The organism is Calothrix sp. 336/3, from assembly GCF_000734895.2.
Lineage (GTDB): Bacteria > Cyanobacteriota > Cyanobacteriia > Cyanobacteriales > Nostocaceae > 336-3.
This window is the reverse complement of sequence record NZ_CP011382.1, coordinates 5,754,060-5,774,164: the sequence shown is the minus strand read 5'-3', so window position 1 is coordinate 5,774,164 and position 20,105 is coordinate 5,754,060. Positions and strand designations below refer to the sequence as shown.

Genomic DNA, 20,105 nt, shown 5'->3' with positions numbered 1-20,105 from the left:
TCTTAGATTAGTTAAATATTCATGAAACAGTGTTATTTACTCTGGAGAAAATACTATTCTTTAACTTTAATTAGTCTTTTTCTCAGCCTAGTATTAATTATTCCTTTCAAAATAGCGATCGCCATTCATCAAGTACCTCTACCTCAGGCTTTTTTAGTACTAGGTGGTGATCCAAATCGAGAGACATATGCTGCTCAATTAGCTCAATGGTATCCTAATTTGGATATTTGGGTGTCTTCCGGTCCTAATGACGTACAAACAAAAAATACTTTTGTTTCGTCTAATATACTTAGGGAAAAACTACATATTGATAATCGTGCAGTAGATTCGGTAACAAACTTTACAACTCTTGTGAGCGATTTTAAACGACATAAAATTCAACATTTATACTTAATTACTTCTGATTATCATATGTCTAGAGCTAAGGCGATCGCCACTTTAGTTCTCGGAAGTCATGGAATTGCCTTTACACCACTATCTGTACCTTCAGATAGACACACACCAGAATCGAATCTAAGAATTATTCGTGATATGACTCGCTCCGTTCTCTGGATATTTACTGGATATACTGGAGCGAAAATCTAGAAAATATCATTGCAAATATACAAGTAAAATCATCATAATATATGCGTTTAGATAGCTATAAGGTTGGTAACTACACCACTGGAGCTACCTATGGTAAACAGTTACTATGGTATTTTCTCGGTTTTCCTTTAGTAAAAAGTTATTTGCTACCTTTTTCTGGGTTTAAAGTCAGAATATTACGTTTTTTCGGGGCAAAAATTGGGCAAGGTGTGCGAATAAAACCTGGTGTGAAAGTTAAATTTCCCTGGCGTTTAAATTTGGGTGATTATGTATGGATTGGTGAAAATACTTGGATAGATAATTTAGCTCCTGTGATTGTTGAAAGTCATGTCTGCATTTCCCAGGGTGTTTATCTTTGCACAGGTAATCATGACTGGAGTAACTCTAATTTCCAATTAATAACAGCACCCATTCATATCCAAGAAGGTAGCTGGATTGCAGCAAAATCTGTGATTGGTCCCGGTGTCACTGTTGGTAAGGGAGCAATCTTAAGTTTAGGAAGTGTCACTGGCAAATCTCTAGAACCTATGATGATTTATACAGGTAATCCAGCAAAGATTATGAAAAAAAGAAGTATAATAACTGATAACTTGAATTTAACTCAGGAAGAAATTTCAAGTATTTGAGAAGCTTGATGATATTGAATTTATTGGATAATCAAGTTAAGTGTATATGCTTGAGCTTTTTCCTGATTTGACTTAGTTATTCATGTTTGCAGAACAAAATCCTCAGGAGCAATACCCCAATTTACCCACGTGATTGCTTCCTTAGCTGATTTCGTATTTGGGGGAACACGCAAAACATGAATCAAACCCGTACTAGGGCAATGCATTTTGAGTAGATAGATGGGTTCAATATCTATTTGAGAGTTAACTTTTAATAGGGTATATTCTCGATAATTATCAAGTTCCGTTGCTTGTAATTCTTGCATAATTCGGGCATAACCAATACCTTGCATTAGAACCCGTCGCACTTCTGCATTTGTTTCAGTGAGTAACCAATGGGGTTGCCATTGGTGCGGGTGGGTGACACCATATTTATCTGGTAAAATCACTCCAGAATAGGCGTATACTCGGTATCCATCGGCAAACTCAATCGCGGGTTCCCCTTCTGAATGCAGACGTTGTTCGCTATTAAAGGAAATTTTGCGAGGGCGATCGCACACCACAACTACTTTTTGATAGGGGAAAATCCAAGGGCAAGAGGTAGCTAGGATTTTGACTAGATGGATAAAATCTTTATCTCCAGTATAGTTGAACTCACTACTCCAGAAATCTAACCAACTGGCATAACTACAAAAATTGACTCCAGGAATAAAGTTACTATCATATTTTTCCTGAAGTTGCTCCTGTAAAGAATGAAATAAACCTGCTAAATTGACATCTAATTTTAGTTCCAAAACTTCTGCCAAATCTATCTGTAGTTGCTCTTGGGCAACCTTCATATATTCAATAAATTTGAAGTAAAATGTTGTATGTAAATGGATACTAATCTCACTTGGTCTCTTTAAATTTTGCTGCTGGTTACTATGGGCAGATTGTTGAGCAAATAAGTTCCAAGCTTGATTAAATAAATGCTTGACTTTATAACTCACGGAATTCTGAATCAAAGATTCCAATTCTGGCAAAACCTTATTCATAGCAGAATAGGGACTTTTAGAGAAAACAACTTGTGGTTGTTCGAGTCCACAGAAATCATAAGCTAAGTTAATAGCATCAATCGTCTTTTCTCTATCAATTTCTGCGGTAGAAAGTGCCACATTTCGCCATTTTTGCTGATAAATAGGAATCTGAGCTATTTGTTGAGGGGTCAATTTTTGTAAATTTGCTGACATCTTAATATGAAATTTTCTAAATATATTTTTTAAAATAACTCCTAGGCTCGGTAAACACCAGAGTGTTATTCATATTTTCATGCATCTTTTTGACTTTTTCATAAAAATCAACTAAATTATTCCGGTTTAACATCAAGTCTCACCATTAGAAGTCTCATACCCTGGAGTGCCATAGAGTATTTATACTAGTATCTGACTGCATTGGAAGAAAAATGACCTAGGTAACTCAGATGTAGTGTATTTAATTTGTATGTTGGATACCAGCAATACTTCAGAGATTCGGCGAAGCTTAGTCAAACCCTGCCCATACTAAAATAATTGAGTATTTTCTATGTATAAGATTGAGCTGTATATCCGCTTATCTCCTTTTAAGTTTGAGGAGTTTTGAAACTATCCCGGTGATTGAGTATTTCTGTAGTTACATTAACTACAATTTGAGCCACACCTGTAAAGAATTTTTGATTAATATTTGCTGGAATATCAGTACTTTGATGATAGTAAGGTGTACGGAGATTGGCTGTATCAGTTATTAAGACTGCTCCAATTCCTTGTACCCAAAAGGGTGCATGATCGCTACGAAGGGTATCAGGTGAAAGCAAACCTTTTAGAGGTACTGGTAAGGTAAACACGGGTGGTAATTTCTCGGTAGAGATATGATTAAAACTATTCAGTAAGGGTAAATGTTCCGTATCTCCTACCACTGCGATAAAATCACCATATTTACTGGGGGGTGATATGAGTAAGCTGGTGGGATATTGTTGGCAAGAATCGGTGTAACAAGCATAACCAATCATATCCATGACAATCACAGCCTGTAGACTATCTAAATTTTGTTTTTCGGTTGTGAAGGCTTTACTACCTAATAATCCGGCTTCTTCCTGATCAAAAAAAGCTAATTCCAGAGTTCTGATAGTTGGTTGGTTCTTATAGAGACGTGCTATTTCTAAAAGTACAGCAATTCCACTACTGTTATCATCCGCACCTGGAGACACCTCCACCGTATCATAATGGGCTGCAATGAGAATCTTACCGGCTTGGGTATCGGTTCCGGGTTTAGTCGCAACAATATTTATACCCGTGTCAAATCTTTGCAGTTGAGCTTGCCAGCCAAATTTTTGTAGTTGTTGAATAATATACTTGCGAGTGCGCGATCGCTCCTCTGGTGTATAGCGACGGAAGTTTAATCGCTCTACATGGTTAAATAATCCCTGGGATGAAACTTGGGGAAATTTCGAGACTGACTGGGGAGGTAATGCTGGGGGATGGGTATGGGGATTGACTGCACTGGGAGAAATTTTTGTCTGTCCCCAGATGAGAGTAATTGCCACCGTTGTTACAACTATCAACATCAAGAATAATCGCCACAAGCATTTTTGCATAATCAGAATTTAATCACTATTTACGTTTTCTGAGATTGAAGTTACAACTATTACATCAAGGATGGAGAACCATTAGTTAAATAAATGCTCTTACCTTGGAACTTACAATCATTACTCAGCATCTACTTAGTCCGTATAAACTATTAAGGAATAAAAATTGAGGTTATAGATGCGTCAGAGGAGTCTCTGGTTTTTCTTCCCTGCTGCTTTGTTGTTAAGTCATATTTTCCCCTTTTGGCAAACAAATCAAGCATTAGCCAAATCTACATCTGATGCTGATTTCAACATAGTTTCAGCGAATCCGCATATAATTGCCACCGCAAATTACCTTTCTCCCATTGAGCAAGAGGTAATTGAGGAAATGAATAAAGTCCGAACTAATCCTAAATCTTACATTCCCATTTTAGAAAGCTATCGAAAACGCTTTCAAGGTAAAAGGGTGAGGATGGGGAATAATACTTTCTTAGTTACCCAAGAAGGGGTGAAAGCTGTTAATGAGGCGATCGCCTTCTTAAAAAAAGTTCGTCCCGTAGGTGCTTTGAATACTTCTAAGGGGATGTCTTTAGGTGCAAAAGATCACGTCAGAGACCAAGGCACAAGGGGCGTAGTCGGTCATAATGGTACTGACGGTAGTAATCCTAGCACTCGGATTCAACGCTACGGTGATTGGCAGAAAACCGCAGGGGAAAATATCAGCTATGGTCCCAAAACTGCCCAAGATATTGTGATGCAATTAATTATCGATGATGGTGTGCGCGATCGCGGTCATCGCAAAAATATTTTTAACCGCAACTTTAAAATTGCCGGGGTTGCCTTTGGTAGACATTCCCGCTATGGTGTGATGTGCGTTATTACCTACGCTGGCGGATACCGAGAGAAGATGAATTAGGAGTTATAGGATTTAGATTCTTTTGATTGCACCAAACTTTCCCCTTCAACTTTTCTTCCTGTTGCATTCATATCAAGGAGTTAACTTGCTACACTTAGTACTCTGTCAAGGGTGAGGGGAATAGTTTGGAAAGTCTGTACAAATGCACCAGCACTTCAGAGAGGAAAGTTCGTGTTTTCATCCCCGACAAGGGGAATCGTTTGTAAAGAAGAGCTAAAAACAAAATCAAAAAGGAGGAAATCAAACGTTTCCATCCCCGGTGAAGGGGAATAGTTTGTAAAGGCGATGGACTTTGAAGATGATGATACTCTCTACATCCAATTGTTTCCGTCCCCGGTGAAGGGGAATAGTTTGTAAAGAGTTCACTTTTGGAAGCCTTGCTGTGAGGGGGTTTGAGATACCCCAATCGACACACTCCGAAAAATCGGTAAAAATTTCTCAAAAAATGGTCGATTTTGCAGCCTGGAAAGCTTGCTGCGTAAGGCATCGACACAACGAAGTTATGCGGTTTTCAAGGTTCGGGCGGAGTGCGTCGATTTCTCGATACAATTTCCATGTATAAACCTACCAAATCCTTACCCCACAAGCAATATAGCCCATATATTTCTTAACAAAATTGCAAAAAGTCGCGGGACGGTATTAATTGTGAGGAAAGGTAAATGATAGGCGTTCACTTTAGCGGAGCGTAGCTCTATCGCTTTAGCGGAACGGAGTTTATCACCCATCAAAATCGACATAGTTTAGCGATAGGCTTCCAACCCGCCAGAAGGCGATAGGCTTCCAGCCCGCCAAAGGGCGATCGCAGAGGAGGTGCAAAAAATTGTAGTGGTGGTGTCTCGCTTCCTGATTCAAGTACTACTCATAGGATACTTCCGCAACAAGAGGCGAATCATCCTCAAGCACCGCAACCGTGGCTTTTGCTTGCTTAGTAAAATTCAAACCATTATCATCACGGTCAATAATAATGGTATCCCCAGGAATAAAGGTATTTTCCAGAATTTTGGTGGCAAGGGCGTTTTCCACTTCTCTCTGAATTGCCCGTTTAATGGGACGAGCGCCGTATACTGGGTCATATCCCACTTCTACCAGATAATCACAGGCAGCAGGGGAGATATCCACAGAGATTTTCTGGTCAGAAAGCAAACTTTCCACCCGTTTGAGTTGAATTTTCACAATTTGTCGCATCTCTGAGCGGTCGAGGGGATGGAAAATGATCAAATCATCCACACGATTTACAAATTCTGGACGGAAGTGCGATCGCAATGCATCCATGACTCGATTCCGCATTTTCTCATACTGACTCTCATCACTAGTAGAGACATCCAGAATATGCTCACTACCAATATTACTTGTCATCACAATCACAGTATTGCGGAAGTCCACAACTCTCCCCTGGGAATCAGTAATTCTTCCGTCATCGAGGACTTGCAACAAAATATTAAACACATCGGGATGGGCTTTTTCCACCTCATCTAAAAGCACAACAGAGTAGGGACGACGGCGAATTGATTCAGAAAGCTGTCCCCCTTCCTCGTAACCTACATAACCTGGAGGCGCACCTACCAGACGAGATACGGAGTGTTTCTCCATATACTCGGACATATCTAACCGTACCAAAGCATCATCAGAGTCAAAGAGAAACTCTGCCAAAGCACGAGCAAGTTCGGTTTTCCCTACCCCCGTAGGTCCCATAAACAGGAAGGAACCAATGGGACGACTGGGATCTTTCATCCCTGCTCTCGCGCGACGAATTGCCGCAGCAACGGCTGCCAGTGCTTCCTGCTGTCCCACAACGCGATTGTGGAGGAGACTTTCCAGTTGTAAAAGTTTTTGGCGTTCCGACTCTAGGAGACGATTTACCGGAATTCCCGTCCATTTGGCGACGATTTCCGCAATATCTGATTCTGTCACCTGCTCCCGCAGCAAAGTCGAACCCTGAATCTGTAAATCAATTAATTGTGTTTCCTTAGCTTCCCGCTCCCGTTGTACTCCCTCCAATTTGCCGTACTTTAACTGGGCAGCTTTATTCAAATCATAGGCGCGTTCTGCCTGTTCAATTTGCACCCGCAATTTTTCTTCTTCCTGTTTCAGGGCGCTAATTTCCTCTAGGATATGCTTTTCACCCTGCCACTGATTCGTTAATTCCTGCTGTTTGACAGTTAAATTACTAATTTCTCGCTGAATTCGCTCTAATCTCTCCTTAGTTTGGGCTGTAGCTTTCTCTTCCCCAGCTAAGGAAAGTTTTTCCATTTCTAGCTGCATCAAGCGACGGTCAATAGTTTCTAGCTCGGCTGGTTTGGAAGTGATTTCCATTTTCAACTGAGCTGCCGCTTCGTCTACCAAATCAATGGCTTTGTCTGGAAGAAAACGGTCGGAAATATAGCGAGCCGAGAGGGTAGCAGCTGCTACTAGGGCAGAATCGGAAATTTTGACATTGTGGTGTACTTCGTAACGTTCCTTCAGTCCGCGCAAAATGGAAATTGTGTTTTCCACCGTGGGCTGATCAACAAAAACCTGTTGAAAACGTCTTTCTAGAGCGGCATCCTTTTCAATATATTTGCGATATTCATCTAGGGTTGTCGCCCCGATACAACGCAATTCACCCCTTGCCAACATGGGTTTGAGTAAATTACCCGCATCCATAGCTCCCTGTTGCCCGGAACCTGCGCCGACAACGGTATGTAGCTCATCAATAAACAGGACAATTTGCCCATTGGATTCCGTAACTTCTCGGAGAACAGCTTTGAGACGGTCTTCAAATTCACCTCGGTATTTAGCACCAGCAATCAAGCTACCGATATCTAAAGATACAAGCTGGCGATTTTTCAAAGATTCCGGCACATCACCGTTAATAATCCGTTGGGCTAAAGCCTCCGCGATCGCGGTTTTTCCCACCCCCGGTTCCCCAATTAATACGGGGTTATTTTTGCTACGTCTTGATAAAACCTGAATCACGCGGCGAATTTCATCATCCCGCCCAATTACAGGGTCTAATTTTCCAGCCCGCGCCTGCTCCGTCAAATCACGTCCAAATTTTTGTAGCGCTTCATACCGAGATTCCGGATTTTGGTCAGTCACTTTTTGACTTCCTCGCACTGCTTTAATGGCTGCTTCTAGCTGAATTCGACCGACATTCATCGTGGAAAGAGTGCGTTTACCGATGCGCTCATCATCCGCAAAGGCAATTAAGATATGCTCAATGGAAATGTAGGAATCCTTCATCCGCGATCGCGCTTCTTCCGCAAAGTCTAGCATCGTGTCTAGACCGCGACCTAGGTATAGTTGGTCACTTCGTCCTACCTTGGCTTGACGGCGAGCGAAATCTTCTAATTGTTGCTGTAAACGGCTGGCATCCGCACCCGCACGGGACAAAAGCCGAGGAGCCAAGCCATTTTCCTGCTGTAATAGGGCAAGTATTAAATGTTCAACATCTAATTGCTGTTGTTGATAGGCACGTACTATATCCTGGGATTTAACAATTCCTTCCCAAGCTTTATCAGTAAATTTATCTGGATCTGTAGGTTGCATCTCTAGGAATTCGAGAGTAATAAGAAGTTGAAATGGAAGCTGTAAGTAAAAACTTGTTACATACAGTCTGAATATAATTTATCCAAGCATTAAATATAAGCTATCCCCAGGTACATCAACCAATAAGAGACTTATATATTGATACTGAAGCAGATACAAGAGGTAGATATATTTTCAATAATCAAATCGGATTCCTATATATTGCGACTAAATGCACGTACAAGAGAATTGAGGTGGAGCTTTTTGGCGACGATGTGGTATATGTCTGGGAGAGTAGCGCGATCGCTGTGGTTGATAAGCAGTTAACTCTTGACTGTTAAACCAGTTTTCGTAATTCCTCAACCGAATTTACAGTTTTGATAGCTTGCTGAATAGTCTTTCATTGCTGCACATCATTAATTTGCGCGATCGCAGGCATCAATTCTAAACCAGGATTCCCAAATTTAATCTTTAACGCCAATTCCATACCTGATAATAATTCTTCTCTTCTTCCACGAGCTTCTCCTTCGCGCAATATTTCTTGATACCAAGGTGATTCACGTAAAACAGCCATATCCCACCTCATAATTTCCTGAATTAAGGAACTATCTATTACAAACGTAGCAAAGAAAGCCAGGACTGTTTCCAGAGGTACTTAATTGCGGATAAATCTAGAATGAGAATACACTTCTGAGACTAGTTTGCCAAACTAAACCATGGGAACTGTCATTATCCGCATTGCTGACAAGGGAAAAAATTGGGGTAATTGTGATATTTTCACTCAGGGCAAGATTATAGAAAGCTTCAAAGTTAGTTTGAGTCGCATTTCCCAAACCTCCTGTAATAAATGGTTGACCGATCGCCACTCCTCCAAGAGTTCCTGGTATAAATAAATTACGGATACCCACACCCATCGACCAGCTAATTGGCTGTAAATCCAAGTTTTTATTAATGGCGGTGTTAAAACCCTGGTAGTTACCAATACCAAAGCGTCCGAAGATACCCAGATTCCGGTTGAAAGCATAGTCAGCATTCACACCCAAAGCATGAATATCTGTATTATTAATTAAGGCGTTGGTATATTGCAGCCTAAAAGTCAATTTCTGATTAGGAGCGTACTCTGCTTCGATAGTCGCTTGATACCTATCCCCAAATAAACCGCCCTCAGTTATATCAAAATTTGGTCGAGCCGCGTCTGCTGCAATGTACAGCGATCGCAAAGTAAATTTACTACCTTGGGGATGCCATACCACGGCAATTCCCGCACCTCCATAACGATCGACTTGATTTTGGACAATCAGGGGATTATTCAAAAATAAACCAGAACTAAAATCGAAGGCTTCATTATTAGCATAACGATTTTTATCAATAAAATCCCGTGGTGACATCTTTGCACCCACAGTCACAGCAATATTCTCAACAGGATAGAAAGTATAGTAAAGTCGCCGTAATTTGAAATCAGACTCCACATCGGTATAATCTAATCCCCCAGCATTGGCAAATAAACCCACGCTTCCCAGAAGGTTAAAATCTTGCTGCTGTTTACGTCCGACTGCATCACCACCATTATTTCCCGATTCTAACTGGGTAACAAGTAAATCTTTTTGGTTGAAAGTCGTTGTGAGATTCAAACGGGAACGATAGATGATAGTTCTATTGGCAAAACTGCCATCACTGATCGCACCCACAACTTGCCCTTGTAATTTGGTAGTTGTGGAAAATTGTTCCGCTTCTAAACGTGTAGCTAGCTGCTCTGTGGTGCCAATTCTTGCATCTAAATCATCCAAAGCATCACGGAACTCTCCCCGCAACCTTTGGACAGTTTTCATATCCTCTTGGATATACTCATCACTAATAGCAGTAGCAATCAGCGCCTCGATTCTATCAAAAGTTACAGCCAGGGCTGCGGCAAACTCGTAACGGGAGATGGGTTGATTTCCACGAAATTTACCATCAGGAAAAGCACCGATAACACCATACCTTTCCATCAGCGATCGCAATGCTTGATAAGCCCAATCTGTCGGTTTCACATCCACTAACTGTCCCACAGAAGTCACCTGAGACATGGGATTTGACTCATTAAAAGCATCGGCAATCTGGATCGGGGAAAACTCCAGAGTAGGAATTTTTTCTGACTGACTGACAACAATTTGCGTTTGTGCAGTTGTATATGATGTCACTGGGTGAGACAAAGATTCAGCAAAGCTTGGCTGACATATTTGAATGACAATGCCACACCCTGCTAAACCGCCAACTAGTAATTTTTTTGGCGCATTAATATTGTGTATGAGGCATTGTTTCACGCTCAAGTTTTTCTCCTAGATTGGGGAATGAGTAATGGGTAATGAGTATAGCGTTTCTCATTCTAGTGAGGTATAGAAGAACCCCTCCCCAGCCCTCCCCGAAATCGGGGAGGGTGCCCGATAGGGCGGGTGGGGTTGTATTTCATCTGATTGAGTAATGAGTAATAAGTAATGAGTAATGAGTAATGGGGGAATGGTTGCTGTGCTGCAATTTGTGTAGACTCGTTCGCGCAGCGTGTCGCTTTGCGAATCAGGGTTTCCCGCTATTGTCAGCGCGTATTCGTAAGTCCTAATAGGTACAGGAATTAACCTTCCCTATGCTTCCTGTTGCCTTTTCCCCCAAACTTTCCCTGTATAAATTATTGATTCACAGGCGGCTCTTGCATATTCTGTTTCTCAGGATTTTATTTACTCAACTGAATCAGTTCTACTTTATACCCATCAGGGTCTTCTACAAAAGCAATTACCGTTGAGCCATGCTTCATTGGTCCTGGTTCCCGCGTCACTTTTCCACCCTGTTGCTTAATTCCTTCACAGGTAGCATAGATATCATCCACACCTAGGGCAATATGTCCATAGGCATTGCCAATATCATACTTTTCTACACCCCAGTTATAAGTGAGTTCTAGCACTGTATTATCACTTTCGTCACCATAGCCAACAAAAGCGAGGGTAAATTCTCCTCCTGGATAATCTTTTTGGCGTAACAGTTTCATTCCCAAGACATCACAGTAAAACTTGAGTGACTCTTGGAGATTACCCACCCGCAACATCGTATGTAGTAAGCGCATATTCACCCTTGGAATTTGACAGAATGTGTTCTCCTGCAAACAGTATATCGGGGGGAAGGGAAAAGGGGGGAAGGGGAAAGGGGAAGAGGGAGGGGGGGGAAAAGGGAAGAGGGAGGGGGGGGAAAATTTATTTTAATTATCTAGGAAAATTTCCTGTTAAAACGGGCTTACAGAAAGAGTTTTGACACGTTTTGCGGTTTTAGGTGGGATAAATTTGAAAGTTTGGGGAGTTATGGTGGGGTTGGGAGTTCGACTGAGGATTTTTTCGGTAATTTCAATATCTAAGTTCTGCTCTTTGGTTGCAAATTGAATCTGGTTGAGGGTTGCAGTTGCGGGTGCGATAAAAGCACGAAAAGTAATTGCTTCCTTGGGTTCTGTATATTCGTATATATATAAATTTTCGCCCGGTGTGGTGCTTCTTGTTCCCTTGATGAGTGGGTTGTCGAGCAAACCAATTTCCTTGAGAACTTCCTTATCTCCTAATCCTCCTTGAGCGATCGCCATCCTGCTATCTTCTGGTAGCTCTAAAAATAAGGAGGAGGATAAACCAATTAGGAAAGAATCATCGGATTTATCAAATTCACTGTAGGAAATTACGGCATACTGTTTTAAATCTGGACGGTAGATGGTGACGCGGTTGCCGTCAGATGTGACAATCCCAGTAATTTTTGGCGCTTCTCCAGGTTTAGTAAAACGAATCTCTGTGCGGAACTTTTTTCCTGTCTGCACGATGGTTTTTAACTGCATCCCCGCACTGAAATCTACACCTTGACTATTACCACGCATGATCATTTGTGATTCTGTCAAATAGCGATCGCTCTGAAAAAACTCTGTACCCACTCTCACCAATAGGGATAAATCAAAGGCTTCTGTCTGCTGACTGCTGGGTTGGGGAGGAGCAGAGGGTGGTAAAGGTTTGGGAGGGACTGCATACACGATACCAGTCAGCAAAGAAATAACACTGAAGACTGCCACAGTGGAGAGGGTAATTTTCATTTTTACCTATGTAACTTAGTGCTAGATATTACCTCCACCATAGCTTAATTAGTCCAAAGTACTGGCAGATGAATTTTATTGCTTGCCGATGTTTATTGCTATACCTGGATTGGTGAGGAATTAACCCATCAGTAAATATTGTGATAATTACTAACTTGTATGGGAATTGTCTGGGGAATGACATAGGCTATTTGCCAACTGAGCAACAGAATTAATTAAAATGCTTGGCTCTACGGGTTTGGGAATATACATTTGGAACCCAGCAGCTAATGCTTGGTTAATATCTTCTTCCCTGACGTATCCGGTGAGGGCGATCGCGGGAATTATTCCTCCCTGTTCTGGTGTTAAATTGCGGATTTGACGGATTAAACTATAACCGTCTTGCCCCGGCATACCAATGTCACTAACTAAAACATCAGGTATCAATTGTTGCATAACCGTGAAGGCGGAATCACTAGAGTCTACTGCTGTGACTTCTGCTCCAGATTTTTGCAGAGCAGTCAGAATAAAATTCCTCGTATCAATATCATCATCAACTACCAAGACTCGTAAACCCTGCAAGAGTAATTCTTCTGGCACTTTTTCAGAGGTATGATGATTGTTTGTCTGTGAAGGGGGGGATGATTGGCGAGAATTGAGAATATGATCAATTCCACTCTGATAATTAATGTTATCCAGGGACTGTAACAGTGGTATTTTGACAATGAAGGTTGCACCCTGTCCAGTTCCTTGGCTCTCTGCTTTGATACTTCCCTGGTGCATTTCTACTAAATAACGCGCGATCGCTAATCCTAAACCCAAACCTCCATGGTGTCGAGTCATACTACCATCAGCTTGACGAAAGCGTTCAAAGACATGGGGCATAAATTCAGGACTAATACCGCTTCCAGTATCAATTACATAGATTTCTGCTTGGTCTTCCCTTGCTGATAATCTTACCTGGATATTTCCGCCATTGGGTGTAAATTTAACAGCATTACTCAGCAAATTCCACATAACTTGCTGTAAACGTTTTGTGTCACCAGAAACAAGAAAAGTTCCAGGGGGAGAAATAAAGGTTTTGAGTTGCAGGTTTTTTGCTTCTGCCTCTAGGCGAAAATTTTCGACTGCGGTGGTGACTATATTTACCAAATTCAACGGGGAAAGATTCAGGTATAATTTACCACGCATAATTCGGGAAACATCAAGAATATCTTCGATGAGCTGTGCTTGCACCGAAGCATTGCGTTCAATGGTTTCTAAAGCACGAGCGATCGCCAATTCATCTAATTTCCGTTGACGTAAGAGTTTTGCCCAGCCCAAAATCGAAGTTAGGGGAGTACGCAATTCATGGGAAAGAGTAGCCAGAAATTCATCCTTGAGGCGATTGGCATTTTCTGCTTCTTGACGGGCAGCTTGTTCTGCAATTAACTGGATACGTTCTTCCTGTGCTTGTTTGCGTTCTGTTATGTCTTCTACCGTACCTACATAACCCGTCACATCGCCACTATCCCCTAGCATGGGTGATGCTGCGGCATAAACCCAACGTTCTACACCCCCAGAAAGTAACAGCCGAAACTCTCCTCTGTAATCCTTACCAACGGTAGACACCGCATACCAATCAGCTATGACTTTTTCTCTATCTAAAGGGTGTAGAGCTTGTGACCAACCATCACCTAAACTCTGCTCATAGGTCATACCATAAATTGCTTGCCAGCGAGGGTTAGTATAAGTACATACACCATTTGTATTTGTCAAAAAAATACCGACAGGGCAGCAAACACTTAAGGAGCGAAACATCTCTTCTCGTTGTTGTAATTCCGCATTCATGGCTGCTAATTGGGATGCTTGGTGCTGTACCTGGTCACTTTTTTGATAGAGTTCAACAAATGCAGCCACCTTTGATTTTAATATTTCTCCATCAATGGGCTTAAATAGGTAGTCCACTGCACCTATGGAATACCCCTTAAAGACCATTTGATCACTGGAACTAAAAGCTGTCAGAAAAATAATCGGAGTGTAGCGCGATCGCTCTCGTTGTCGTATCAATGTTGCTGTCTCGAAGCCATCCATCTCTGGCATTTGTACATCCAGCAGAATCACCGCAAAATCCTGATTGAGCAAATGTCGTAATGCTTCTGCTCCGGAGGTTGCTCTGACCAAATTCTGACCGAGGTTCTCTAATACTCCCTCTAGGGCAAGTAAATTCTCTGGATAATCATCTACCAATAGAATGTTAACTTTCGGTTGCAATGACATTGCTCTGTATACGCATTTAGTAATAAATTAAGCCGCTTTCACGTCTTCCTATAGACTTTGACTCGGAAACTAACTACATTCCCACTATCTTAAGTTATATGTTTACCGATTTCCCATGGTATCGGGTGTTCTGTGGTGGTTTAGAAATGGTGATTTCTATCCCTGTTGATGACACATCTTGATCAAAAAGGGAGGAATTTCTGTCAGGGAAAGAATCTTGTCGGTAATACCTGCGGCGATCGCTGCTGTTGGCATTGTTGCACACAGGGCGGTTTTTGGCTCCTGGACAACGTTTAAACCCCCTCTTCCTTTAATTTTCCTCATACCGTTGACACCATCTTGATTCGCTCCAGTCAGTATAATTGCAATCAATTTCTCTCCATAACAATCTGCGGCTGTTTCAAATAATACATCAATTGCTGGTCGAGCATAGGAAACTGGCGCATCAATGGAAAGAGAAAAATAAGTCTGAATATTCGGTAGAAAATCATCTCTCTGGGGATATATTTTACTTGCAAAATGCAGCTTTTTCTCTATAAGTAAATGATAATTGGCAGGAGCAAGATAGACATACCCAGGCAGAATATCTTCCTTATCTTCTACTTCTTTAATAATTAAACTACTGTTTTTTTGCAGAATTTTAACTAGGGAATCATCAGATTCTTTATGTCGATGGATGACAACTGCTAAAGGGATAGAGAAGGTTTTTGGCAATGGCGAAATTAATATTTTCAAAGCTTCTAAACCTCCGAAAGAAGTACCAATAACTATTAGTTTAAAATTCATATAACATGATGATTAGAAATAAGCATAAAAAGTAATAATTAAAATTAAGATTAATGGCAGACTTTGTAAATATTTACAGATTAATTCCAACGAAACTATGCTAATCTCCGGTAAATTTTTTGTCCTATTTCTATCTGTTCATACTCATTTTCATAATCTGTAAATTTAATTGTTTCTTGTTTTCCTAGAGCTAAAATGCCGAATCTCACTAAACTTTCATAAAACAACCGATGTACGCGATTTTGTAATTGCTTGTTAAAGTAAATTAAAACGTTTCTACATAAAATTACATGAAATTCATTAAAAGAACCGTCAGTGGCTAAATTATGCATAGAAAATACAATATTAGTTTGTAGTTCTTGAGAGAAGATAGCACTATCATAGCCAGCAGTATAATATTCAGAAAATGATGTTTTTCCACCTGATTGAATATAGTTATGGGTATAGTCTTTCATAAATTCTAAGGGGAAAATACCTGACTTCGCTTTTTTTAAAACTAATTCGTTCATATCTGTGGCATAGAGACGAGAGCGATGATATAAACCTTCTTCCATCAGTAAAATTGCCATAGAATATACTTCCTCTCCAGAGGAGCAACCTGCATGCCAAATGCGAATAAAAGGATAGGTTTTTAAAATGGGAACAACTTTATTTCTAAAACTTAAAAAAAAGTATGGATCCCGAAACATGCTAGTAAAATTAATTGAGAGTTTGAAGACAAATTTATCTAAATATTGTGGCTCATGGAGAATTTTTTCTTGCAATCCGGAAATTGTCGTTAATCCCTCCCCGTGAATCATGTTCCAAATGCGTCTTTTTAAAGAAGCTAGGGCATAATTACGGAAATCAAAACCATAATAACGATAGATACTTTCTAGGAGTAATTCTATTTCAATATCTTCTAGGTTCTCCTGGTTCATGTTGGTAATAACTATTGATTTTTTTTGTTGATTTTGAGATTAATCATCATGTGCTTGTGGATATTTTTATTGTAATAATTGGGATGCTAGGTATATAGCCAGACGCGCAATAATGATAGTAATTTCTCATTATCTACTGGTTTGGTGATGTAGTCAGAGGCACCCGCAGTAATACATTTTTCCTTATCTCCTTGCATCGCTTTAGCCGTGAGAGCAATGATGGGTAAAGATTTAAATAGAGGATTTCCACGGATAGTACGGGTTGTTTCATACCCATCCATTTCTGGCATCATGACATCCATAAGAATGATATTCATGTCTGGATGATTTTCTAAGATTTCAATGCCATCTCTGCCGTTTTCCGCATAGAACACTTGCATCTGTTTACGTTCTAAAAGACTGGTAAGGGCAAATATATTACGAACGTCGTCATCAACGATGAGAATTTTCTTATTAACAAATACTGTATCAGAAGAGTGCAATTGTTCTAGAATACGTCGTTTTGATGTAGGTAAATTGGCTTGTACTCGATGTAAGAATAGGGCAGTTTCATCTAAGAGACGTTCTGGTGATGGGTTAGAAGCTCTTGTGGAGAGTGAGAAACTACTTCCCAATATTGGCGATCGCCCGTCTTTGATAATAATACTTTCTGCCATCCGTCGCAATTTAATTTCTTCGGCTCTGGTTAATTCCCTGGCAGTATAAATAATAATTGGTAAAGTGGCTGCATTGGCTTCCTGTTTAATTAATTCGATAAGCTCAAACCCATTGATATCAGGTAATCCCAAATCTAAGACGAGACAGTCAAATTGTTCGTTGCGAATTGCTAGTAATGCTTCACTCCCTGTACTCACTGCGGTGGTGAGAACATCACTATTACCGATTAATTCCACAATACTATGACGTTGATTTTCGTCATCTTCCACTACCAAAAGATTTTTTACCTTTCTATCTACAAAATCTTTAATTCTAGTGAATGCATTATCAATTGCTTCTCTGCTGACTGGTTTTTGTAAGTAGGCGATCGCCCCTAATTGTAATCCTCGTTGTTTGCTATCTTCTGCGGTAATTATATGTACAGGGATATGACGGGTTTTTGGATCCTGTTTGAGACGTTCTAAAACTGTCCATCCGTCAATTTCTGGTAATCGAATATCGAGAATTATAGCTGAGGGTTGATATTGCTGTGCCAAGGCTAAACCATCTTTGCCATTCGTCGCAACAATTCCCTTAAATTCCTGCTGTTGAGCCATATCCAACAAAATACGGGCAAAATTTATATCGTCTTCGATGATCAATAAAGTGCGTTCATCGACAGTGGAGTATAACCCATCCCGAGATTGAATTTGTTGGCGATCGTCGGCGATCGCTACCGACAAATTAACCGGATTCGCTGGAGATGGAAATACTTCTACAGTCGGATTTATCTGTGAATCTTCCCTATTTTCTTTCTCTGTATAGGGTAAATATAAAGTAAAAGTACTTCCTTGCCCCAGTTGACTACGTAACTGAATTTCACCACCTAAAAGATGGGCAATTTCTCGACTAATAGATAAACCTAAACCTGTACCACCATATTTTCTGCTGGTAGTTCCATCTGCTTGCTGAAACGCTTCAAAAATAATTTTCTGTTTTTCAGGAGCAATCCCAATTCCTGTATCACTCACAGCAAAACTAATCACTTTCTCTGCATTTTTTAAGCTGTTATTTTCTGGATTCCATCCTTGTTGAGCAACCCCTACTCGCAAACTGATTTCCCCTTGGTGGGTGAATTTAAATGAGTTCGCTAAAAGATTATTGAGAATTTGCTGTAATCGCTTACCATCTGTATACATTATCATCGGAACTTCCGGTGCAATGTTCACAGTAAAGTTCACACCTTTCTCTACAGCAATTTGTCGAAAACTTCTCTCTAAATGGTCAATTAAATCTGTAAATAACAGGCGTTCAACATCAATAGATATTGTTCCAGATTCTATTTTTGCTAAATCCAAAATATCATTAATTAGCATCAATAAATCCCTACCAGCACTATAGATAGTCTGCCCATATTCAACTTGTTTGTTGCTAAGGTTTCCTTCGGAATTGTCTGCTAATAATTTCGCTAAAATTAATAAACTATTTAAAGGTGTCCGCAATTCATGGGACATATTTGCTAGAAACTCTGATTTATATTTAGAAGACAGGGTAAGCTCTGCGGCTTTTTCCTCTAATTCCTGTTTTGCCGTTTCGACTTCTTGATTTTTACGCTCGACTTCTTGATTCTGCTGTACTAATAATTCTGCCTTTTCTTCTAACTCTGCATTTAATTGTTGTAATTCTTCGTTAGATTGTTGTAATTCGTGTTGCTGTTGTCTCAATAATTCTTCTGACGCTTGTAGAGTGTAAGCTTGTTGCCCTAATCTTTGATTACTTTCTTGAAGCTCTAGTTGTTGACTTTGTAATTGTTCCGTTAAACTTTGGGAAGCAGAGAGTAGTTCTTGAGTGCGCTTGTCTGCATAAATTGTGTTTATCACAATACCAATAATATCGCTAACTTGCTCTAGAAAATCTAGCTCAATCGGGCTAAATTGTAATAAGGAAGCGAGTTCTAAAACAGCAATAACTTGATTTTCAAATAAAATTGGCAAGACAATAATATTTACAGGCTGAGTCTCACCTAAACCGGAACTAATATGAATATAATCATGGGGAACATTAGTAAGTAGGATTTTTTGCTTTTCTAAAGCACATTGCCCAACTAATCCTTCTCCTAAATGAAACCGATTCGATAAATTTTTCCGTTGTTGATAAGCATAACCCGCTAATAGTTTTAATACTGCTTCATCCTCTTGATTATCTAATATATAAAATACACCCTGTTGGGCATTGACTAAGGGAGCCATTTCTGAAAGAATCATTCTCGCTGCTGTATCTAAATCTCTTTCTCCTTGCAGCATCTGACTGAATTTTGCTAAATTTGATTTCAGCCAGTTTTGCTCCTGATTCCTTTGAGTTGTATGACGTAGATTATCAATCATTTGGTTAAAGGTTCTTACCAATAAACCAATTTCATCTTGGCGATCGCTCTTAATCGCGATAGAAGCAAAATCCCCATTAGCCATTTTTCCAATAGCTTCGGAAACTTCTTGCAGGGGCAAAGAAATGTTACGTGTTAGGTAAATACCAATAATTGTGAGTAGCAAAAAAGCGATAGGAATTCCATAGATAATCGTATTAATAGCTTGATTTGTTGCTTCTTGGGTTTGCCGCGATCGCTCTGCAAGTAAAGTTCTCTCCTCTTGTTGCATTTGGGTGATAATACTTCGGATTTCATCCATCACAACCTTGCCTCTATCTGTGAGGACTATTTTTCTTGCTGCCTCAAACCCTTGGCTATCTAATGCTGTAATAGTTTCTTGAATAATTGATAAGCGGCGATTAATTAAGGGTCTTAAATCCGATAATCTATTTTCTTGATTAGGATTATCATTAGTCAATTTTTGTAAAACTTGCAGATTTTTTTCCACCTCTTCAGAAGCTTTAGTATAAGGTTCTAAATAAGGTTTCTCTGCTGTAATAAGATAACCTCTTTGTCCAATTTCAGCATCCTTCAGTATCGAAATTAAATTATCTAATCTATTTAACACTTCATAGCTATGGCTTTGCCAGCGAGAACTTTCTACTAGATTATTAGTAGTGCGATAAGCGAGAATTCCCAATGTGGCAATAACTGTCAGACCACAAGCAAAACTCGCACCTATTTTTGTTCCAATCTTTAAATTTTTCACCATGATTTATACAATCGCACGTAAAATTTTTAATCCCAATTAAAATAAAATAAAGATTTGATGCCACGAATAAGCAATAAACATATAGATTAATTAAACATATTTCA

Annotated in this window: 13 protein-coding genes and 1 pseudogene; 3 read left to right on the top strand and 11 right to left on the bottom strand. The window is 40.0% G+C overall.

Features of this window, described 5'->3' with window-relative positions; all coding sequences use genetic code 11:
• Nucleotides 1–21: 21 nt before the first annotated feature.
• Together IJ00_RS24050 and IJ00_RS24045 are read left to right on the top strand one after the other, a co-directional pair.
• The gene (locus IJ00_RS24050; RefSeq protein WP_035157570.1) at nucleotides 22–585 is read left to right on the top strand and encodes a YdcF family protein; all 564 of its coding nucleotides are present in this window, start codon (nucleotides 22–24) and stop codon (nucleotides 583–585) included.
• Nucleotides 586–626: 41 nt separating this feature from the next.
• The gene (locus IJ00_RS24045) at nucleotides 627–1,211 is read left to right on the top strand and encodes a WcaF family extracellular polysaccharide biosynthesis acetyltransferase (protein ID WP_035157568.1); all 585 of its coding nucleotides are present in this window, start codon (nucleotides 627–629) and stop codon (nucleotides 1,209–1,211) included.
• A gap of 80 nt (nucleotides 1,212–1,291) precedes the next feature.
• On the opposite strand, the gene IJ00_RS24040 is transcribed toward IJ00_RS24045, so the two are convergent.
• Together IJ00_RS24040 and IJ00_RS24035 are read right to left on the bottom strand one after the other, a co-directional pair.
• The gene (locus IJ00_RS24040; protein WP_035157565.1) at nucleotides 1,292–2,419 is read right to left on the bottom strand and encodes a DUF6745 domain-containing protein; all 1,128 of its coding nucleotides are present in this window, start codon (nucleotides 2,417–2,419) and stop codon (nucleotides 1,292–1,294) included.
• A gap of 368 nt (nucleotides 2,420–2,787) precedes the next feature.
• Nucleotides 2,788–3,798, bottom strand: coding sequence for a M28 family peptidase (locus IJ00_RS24035; protein ID WP_035157562.1), 1,011 nt, complete (start codon nucleotides 3,796–3,798; stop codon nucleotides 2,788–2,790).
• A 169-nt stretch (nucleotides 3,799–3,967) separates the two neighbouring features.
• Between IJ00_RS24035 and IJ00_RS24030 the strand changes: the two genes are divergently transcribed.
• Nucleotides 3,968–4,687 carry a CAP domain-containing protein gene (locus IJ00_RS24030; RefSeq protein ID WP_035157560.1) on the top strand — a complete coding sequence of 240 codons (720 nt, stop codon included), beginning with the start codon at nucleotides 3,968–3,970 and terminating at the stop codon, nucleotides 4,685–4,687.
• Between the two features lie 855 nt (nucleotides 4,688–5,542).
• Here the strand turns inward: IJ00_RS24030 and clpB are convergent.
• From clpB to IJ00_RS23985, 9 genes and pseudogenes are all read right to left on the bottom strand, one after another.
• Nucleotides 5,543–8,215: an ATP-dependent chaperone ClpB gene (gene clpB, locus IJ00_RS24025; protein ID WP_035157558.1), complete on the bottom strand. Its 2,673-nt coding sequence runs from the start codon at nucleotides 8,213–8,215 to the stop codon at nucleotides 5,543–5,545.
• 316 nt (nucleotides 8,216–8,531) lie between these two features.
• A pseudogene (locus IJ00_RS27945) lies at nucleotides 8,532–8,843 on the bottom strand (transposase); the annotation flags it as partial.
• Nucleotides 8,844–8,865: 22 nt separating this feature from the next.
• Nucleotides 8,866–10,503 (bottom strand): iron uptake porin, encoded by a 1,638-nt coding sequence (locus IJ00_RS24015; protein WP_035157555.1) that lies wholly within the window; start codon nucleotides 10,501–10,503, stop codon nucleotides 8,866–8,868.
• 398 nt (nucleotides 10,504–10,901) lie between these two features.
• The gene (gene gloA, locus IJ00_RS24010) at nucleotides 10,902–11,288 is read right to left on the bottom strand and encodes a lactoylglutathione lyase (protein ID WP_035159550.1); all 387 of its coding nucleotides are present in this window, start codon (nucleotides 11,286–11,288) and stop codon (nucleotides 10,902–10,904) included.
• 156 nt (nucleotides 11,289–11,444) lie between these two features.
• A complete protein-coding gene (locus tag IJ00_RS24005) occupies nucleotides 11,445–12,284 on the bottom strand; it encodes a hypothetical protein (protein WP_035157552.1) in 840 nt (279 codons plus the stop codon).
• 150 nt (nucleotides 12,285–12,434) lie between these two features.
• Nucleotides 12,435–14,522, bottom strand: a complete 2,088-nt coding sequence (locus IJ00_RS24000) for a response regulator (protein ID WP_035157551.1) — start codon at nucleotides 14,520–14,522, stop codon at nucleotides 12,435–12,437.
• Nucleotides 14,523–14,678: 156 nt separating this feature from the next.
• Entirely contained in the window at nucleotides 14,679–15,308 is a 630-nt protein-coding gene (locus IJ00_RS23995) for a chemotaxis protein CheB (RefSeq protein WP_035157550.1), read from the bottom strand.
• Nucleotides 15,309–15,403: 95 nt separating this feature from the next.
• Nucleotides 15,404–16,228, bottom strand: a complete 825-nt coding sequence (locus IJ00_RS23990; RefSeq protein WP_035157549.1) for a protein-glutamate O-methyltransferase CheR — start codon at nucleotides 16,226–16,228, stop codon at nucleotides 15,404–15,406.
• Between the two features lie 86 nt (nucleotides 16,229–16,314).
• Nucleotides 16,315–20,001: a response regulator gene (locus tag IJ00_RS23985; RefSeq protein ID WP_052754530.1), complete on the bottom strand. Its 3,687-nt coding sequence runs from the start codon at nucleotides 19,999–20,001 to the stop codon at nucleotides 16,315–16,317.
• Nucleotides 20,002–20,105: the final 104 nt, after the last annotated feature.

What these genes read in the sequence shown, in the direction of transcription:
- IJ00_RS24035 (WP_035157562.1), bottom strand. Translation starts at nt 3,798, where the DNA reads ATGCAAAAATGCTTGTGGCGATTATTCTTGATGTTGATAGTTGTAACA.
- IJ00_RS24050 (WP_035157570.1), top strand. Translation starts at nt 22, where the DNA reads ATGAAACAGTGTTATTTACTCTGGAGAAAATACTATTCTTTAACTTTA.
- IJ00_RS24045 (WP_035157568.1), top strand. Translation starts at nt 627, where the DNA reads ATGCGTTTAGATAGCTATAAGGTTGGTAACTACACCACTGGAGCTACC.
- gloA (WP_035159550.1), bottom strand. Translation starts at nt 11,288, where the DNA reads ATGCGCTTACTACATACGATGTTGCGGGTGGGTAATCTCCAAGAGTCA.
- clpB (WP_035157558.1), bottom strand. Translation starts at nt 8,215, where the DNA reads ATGCAACCTACAGATCCAGATAAATTTACTGATAAAGCTTGGGAAGGA.
- IJ00_RS24005 (WP_035157552.1), bottom strand. Translation starts at nt 12,284, where the DNA reads ATGAAAATTACCCTCTCCACTGTGGCAGTCTTCAGTGTTATTTCTTTG.
- IJ00_RS24030 (WP_035157560.1), top strand. Translation starts at nt 3,968, where the DNA reads ATGCGTCAGAGGAGTCTCTGGTTTTTCTTCCCTGCTGCTTTGTTGTTA.
- IJ00_RS24000 (WP_035157551.1), bottom strand. Translation starts at nt 14,522, where the DNA reads ATGTCATTGCAACCGAAAGTTAACATTCTATTGGTAGATGATTATCCA.
- IJ00_RS23995 (WP_035157550.1), bottom strand. Translation starts at nt 15,308, where the DNA reads ATGAATTTTAAACTAATAGTTATTGGTACTTCTTTCGGAGGTTTAGAA.
- IJ00_RS23985 (WP_052754530.1), bottom strand. Translation starts at nt 20,001, where the DNA reads ATGGTGAAAAATTTAAAGATTGGAACAAAAATAGGTGCGAGTTTTGCT.
- IJ00_RS23990 (WP_035157549.1), bottom strand. Translation starts at nt 16,228, where the DNA reads ATGAACCAGGAGAACCTAGAAGATATTGAAATAGAATTACTCCTAGAA.
- IJ00_RS24040 (WP_035157565.1), bottom strand. Translation starts at nt 2,419, where the DNA reads ATGTCAGCAAATTTACAAAAATTGACCCCTCAACAAATAGCTCAGATT.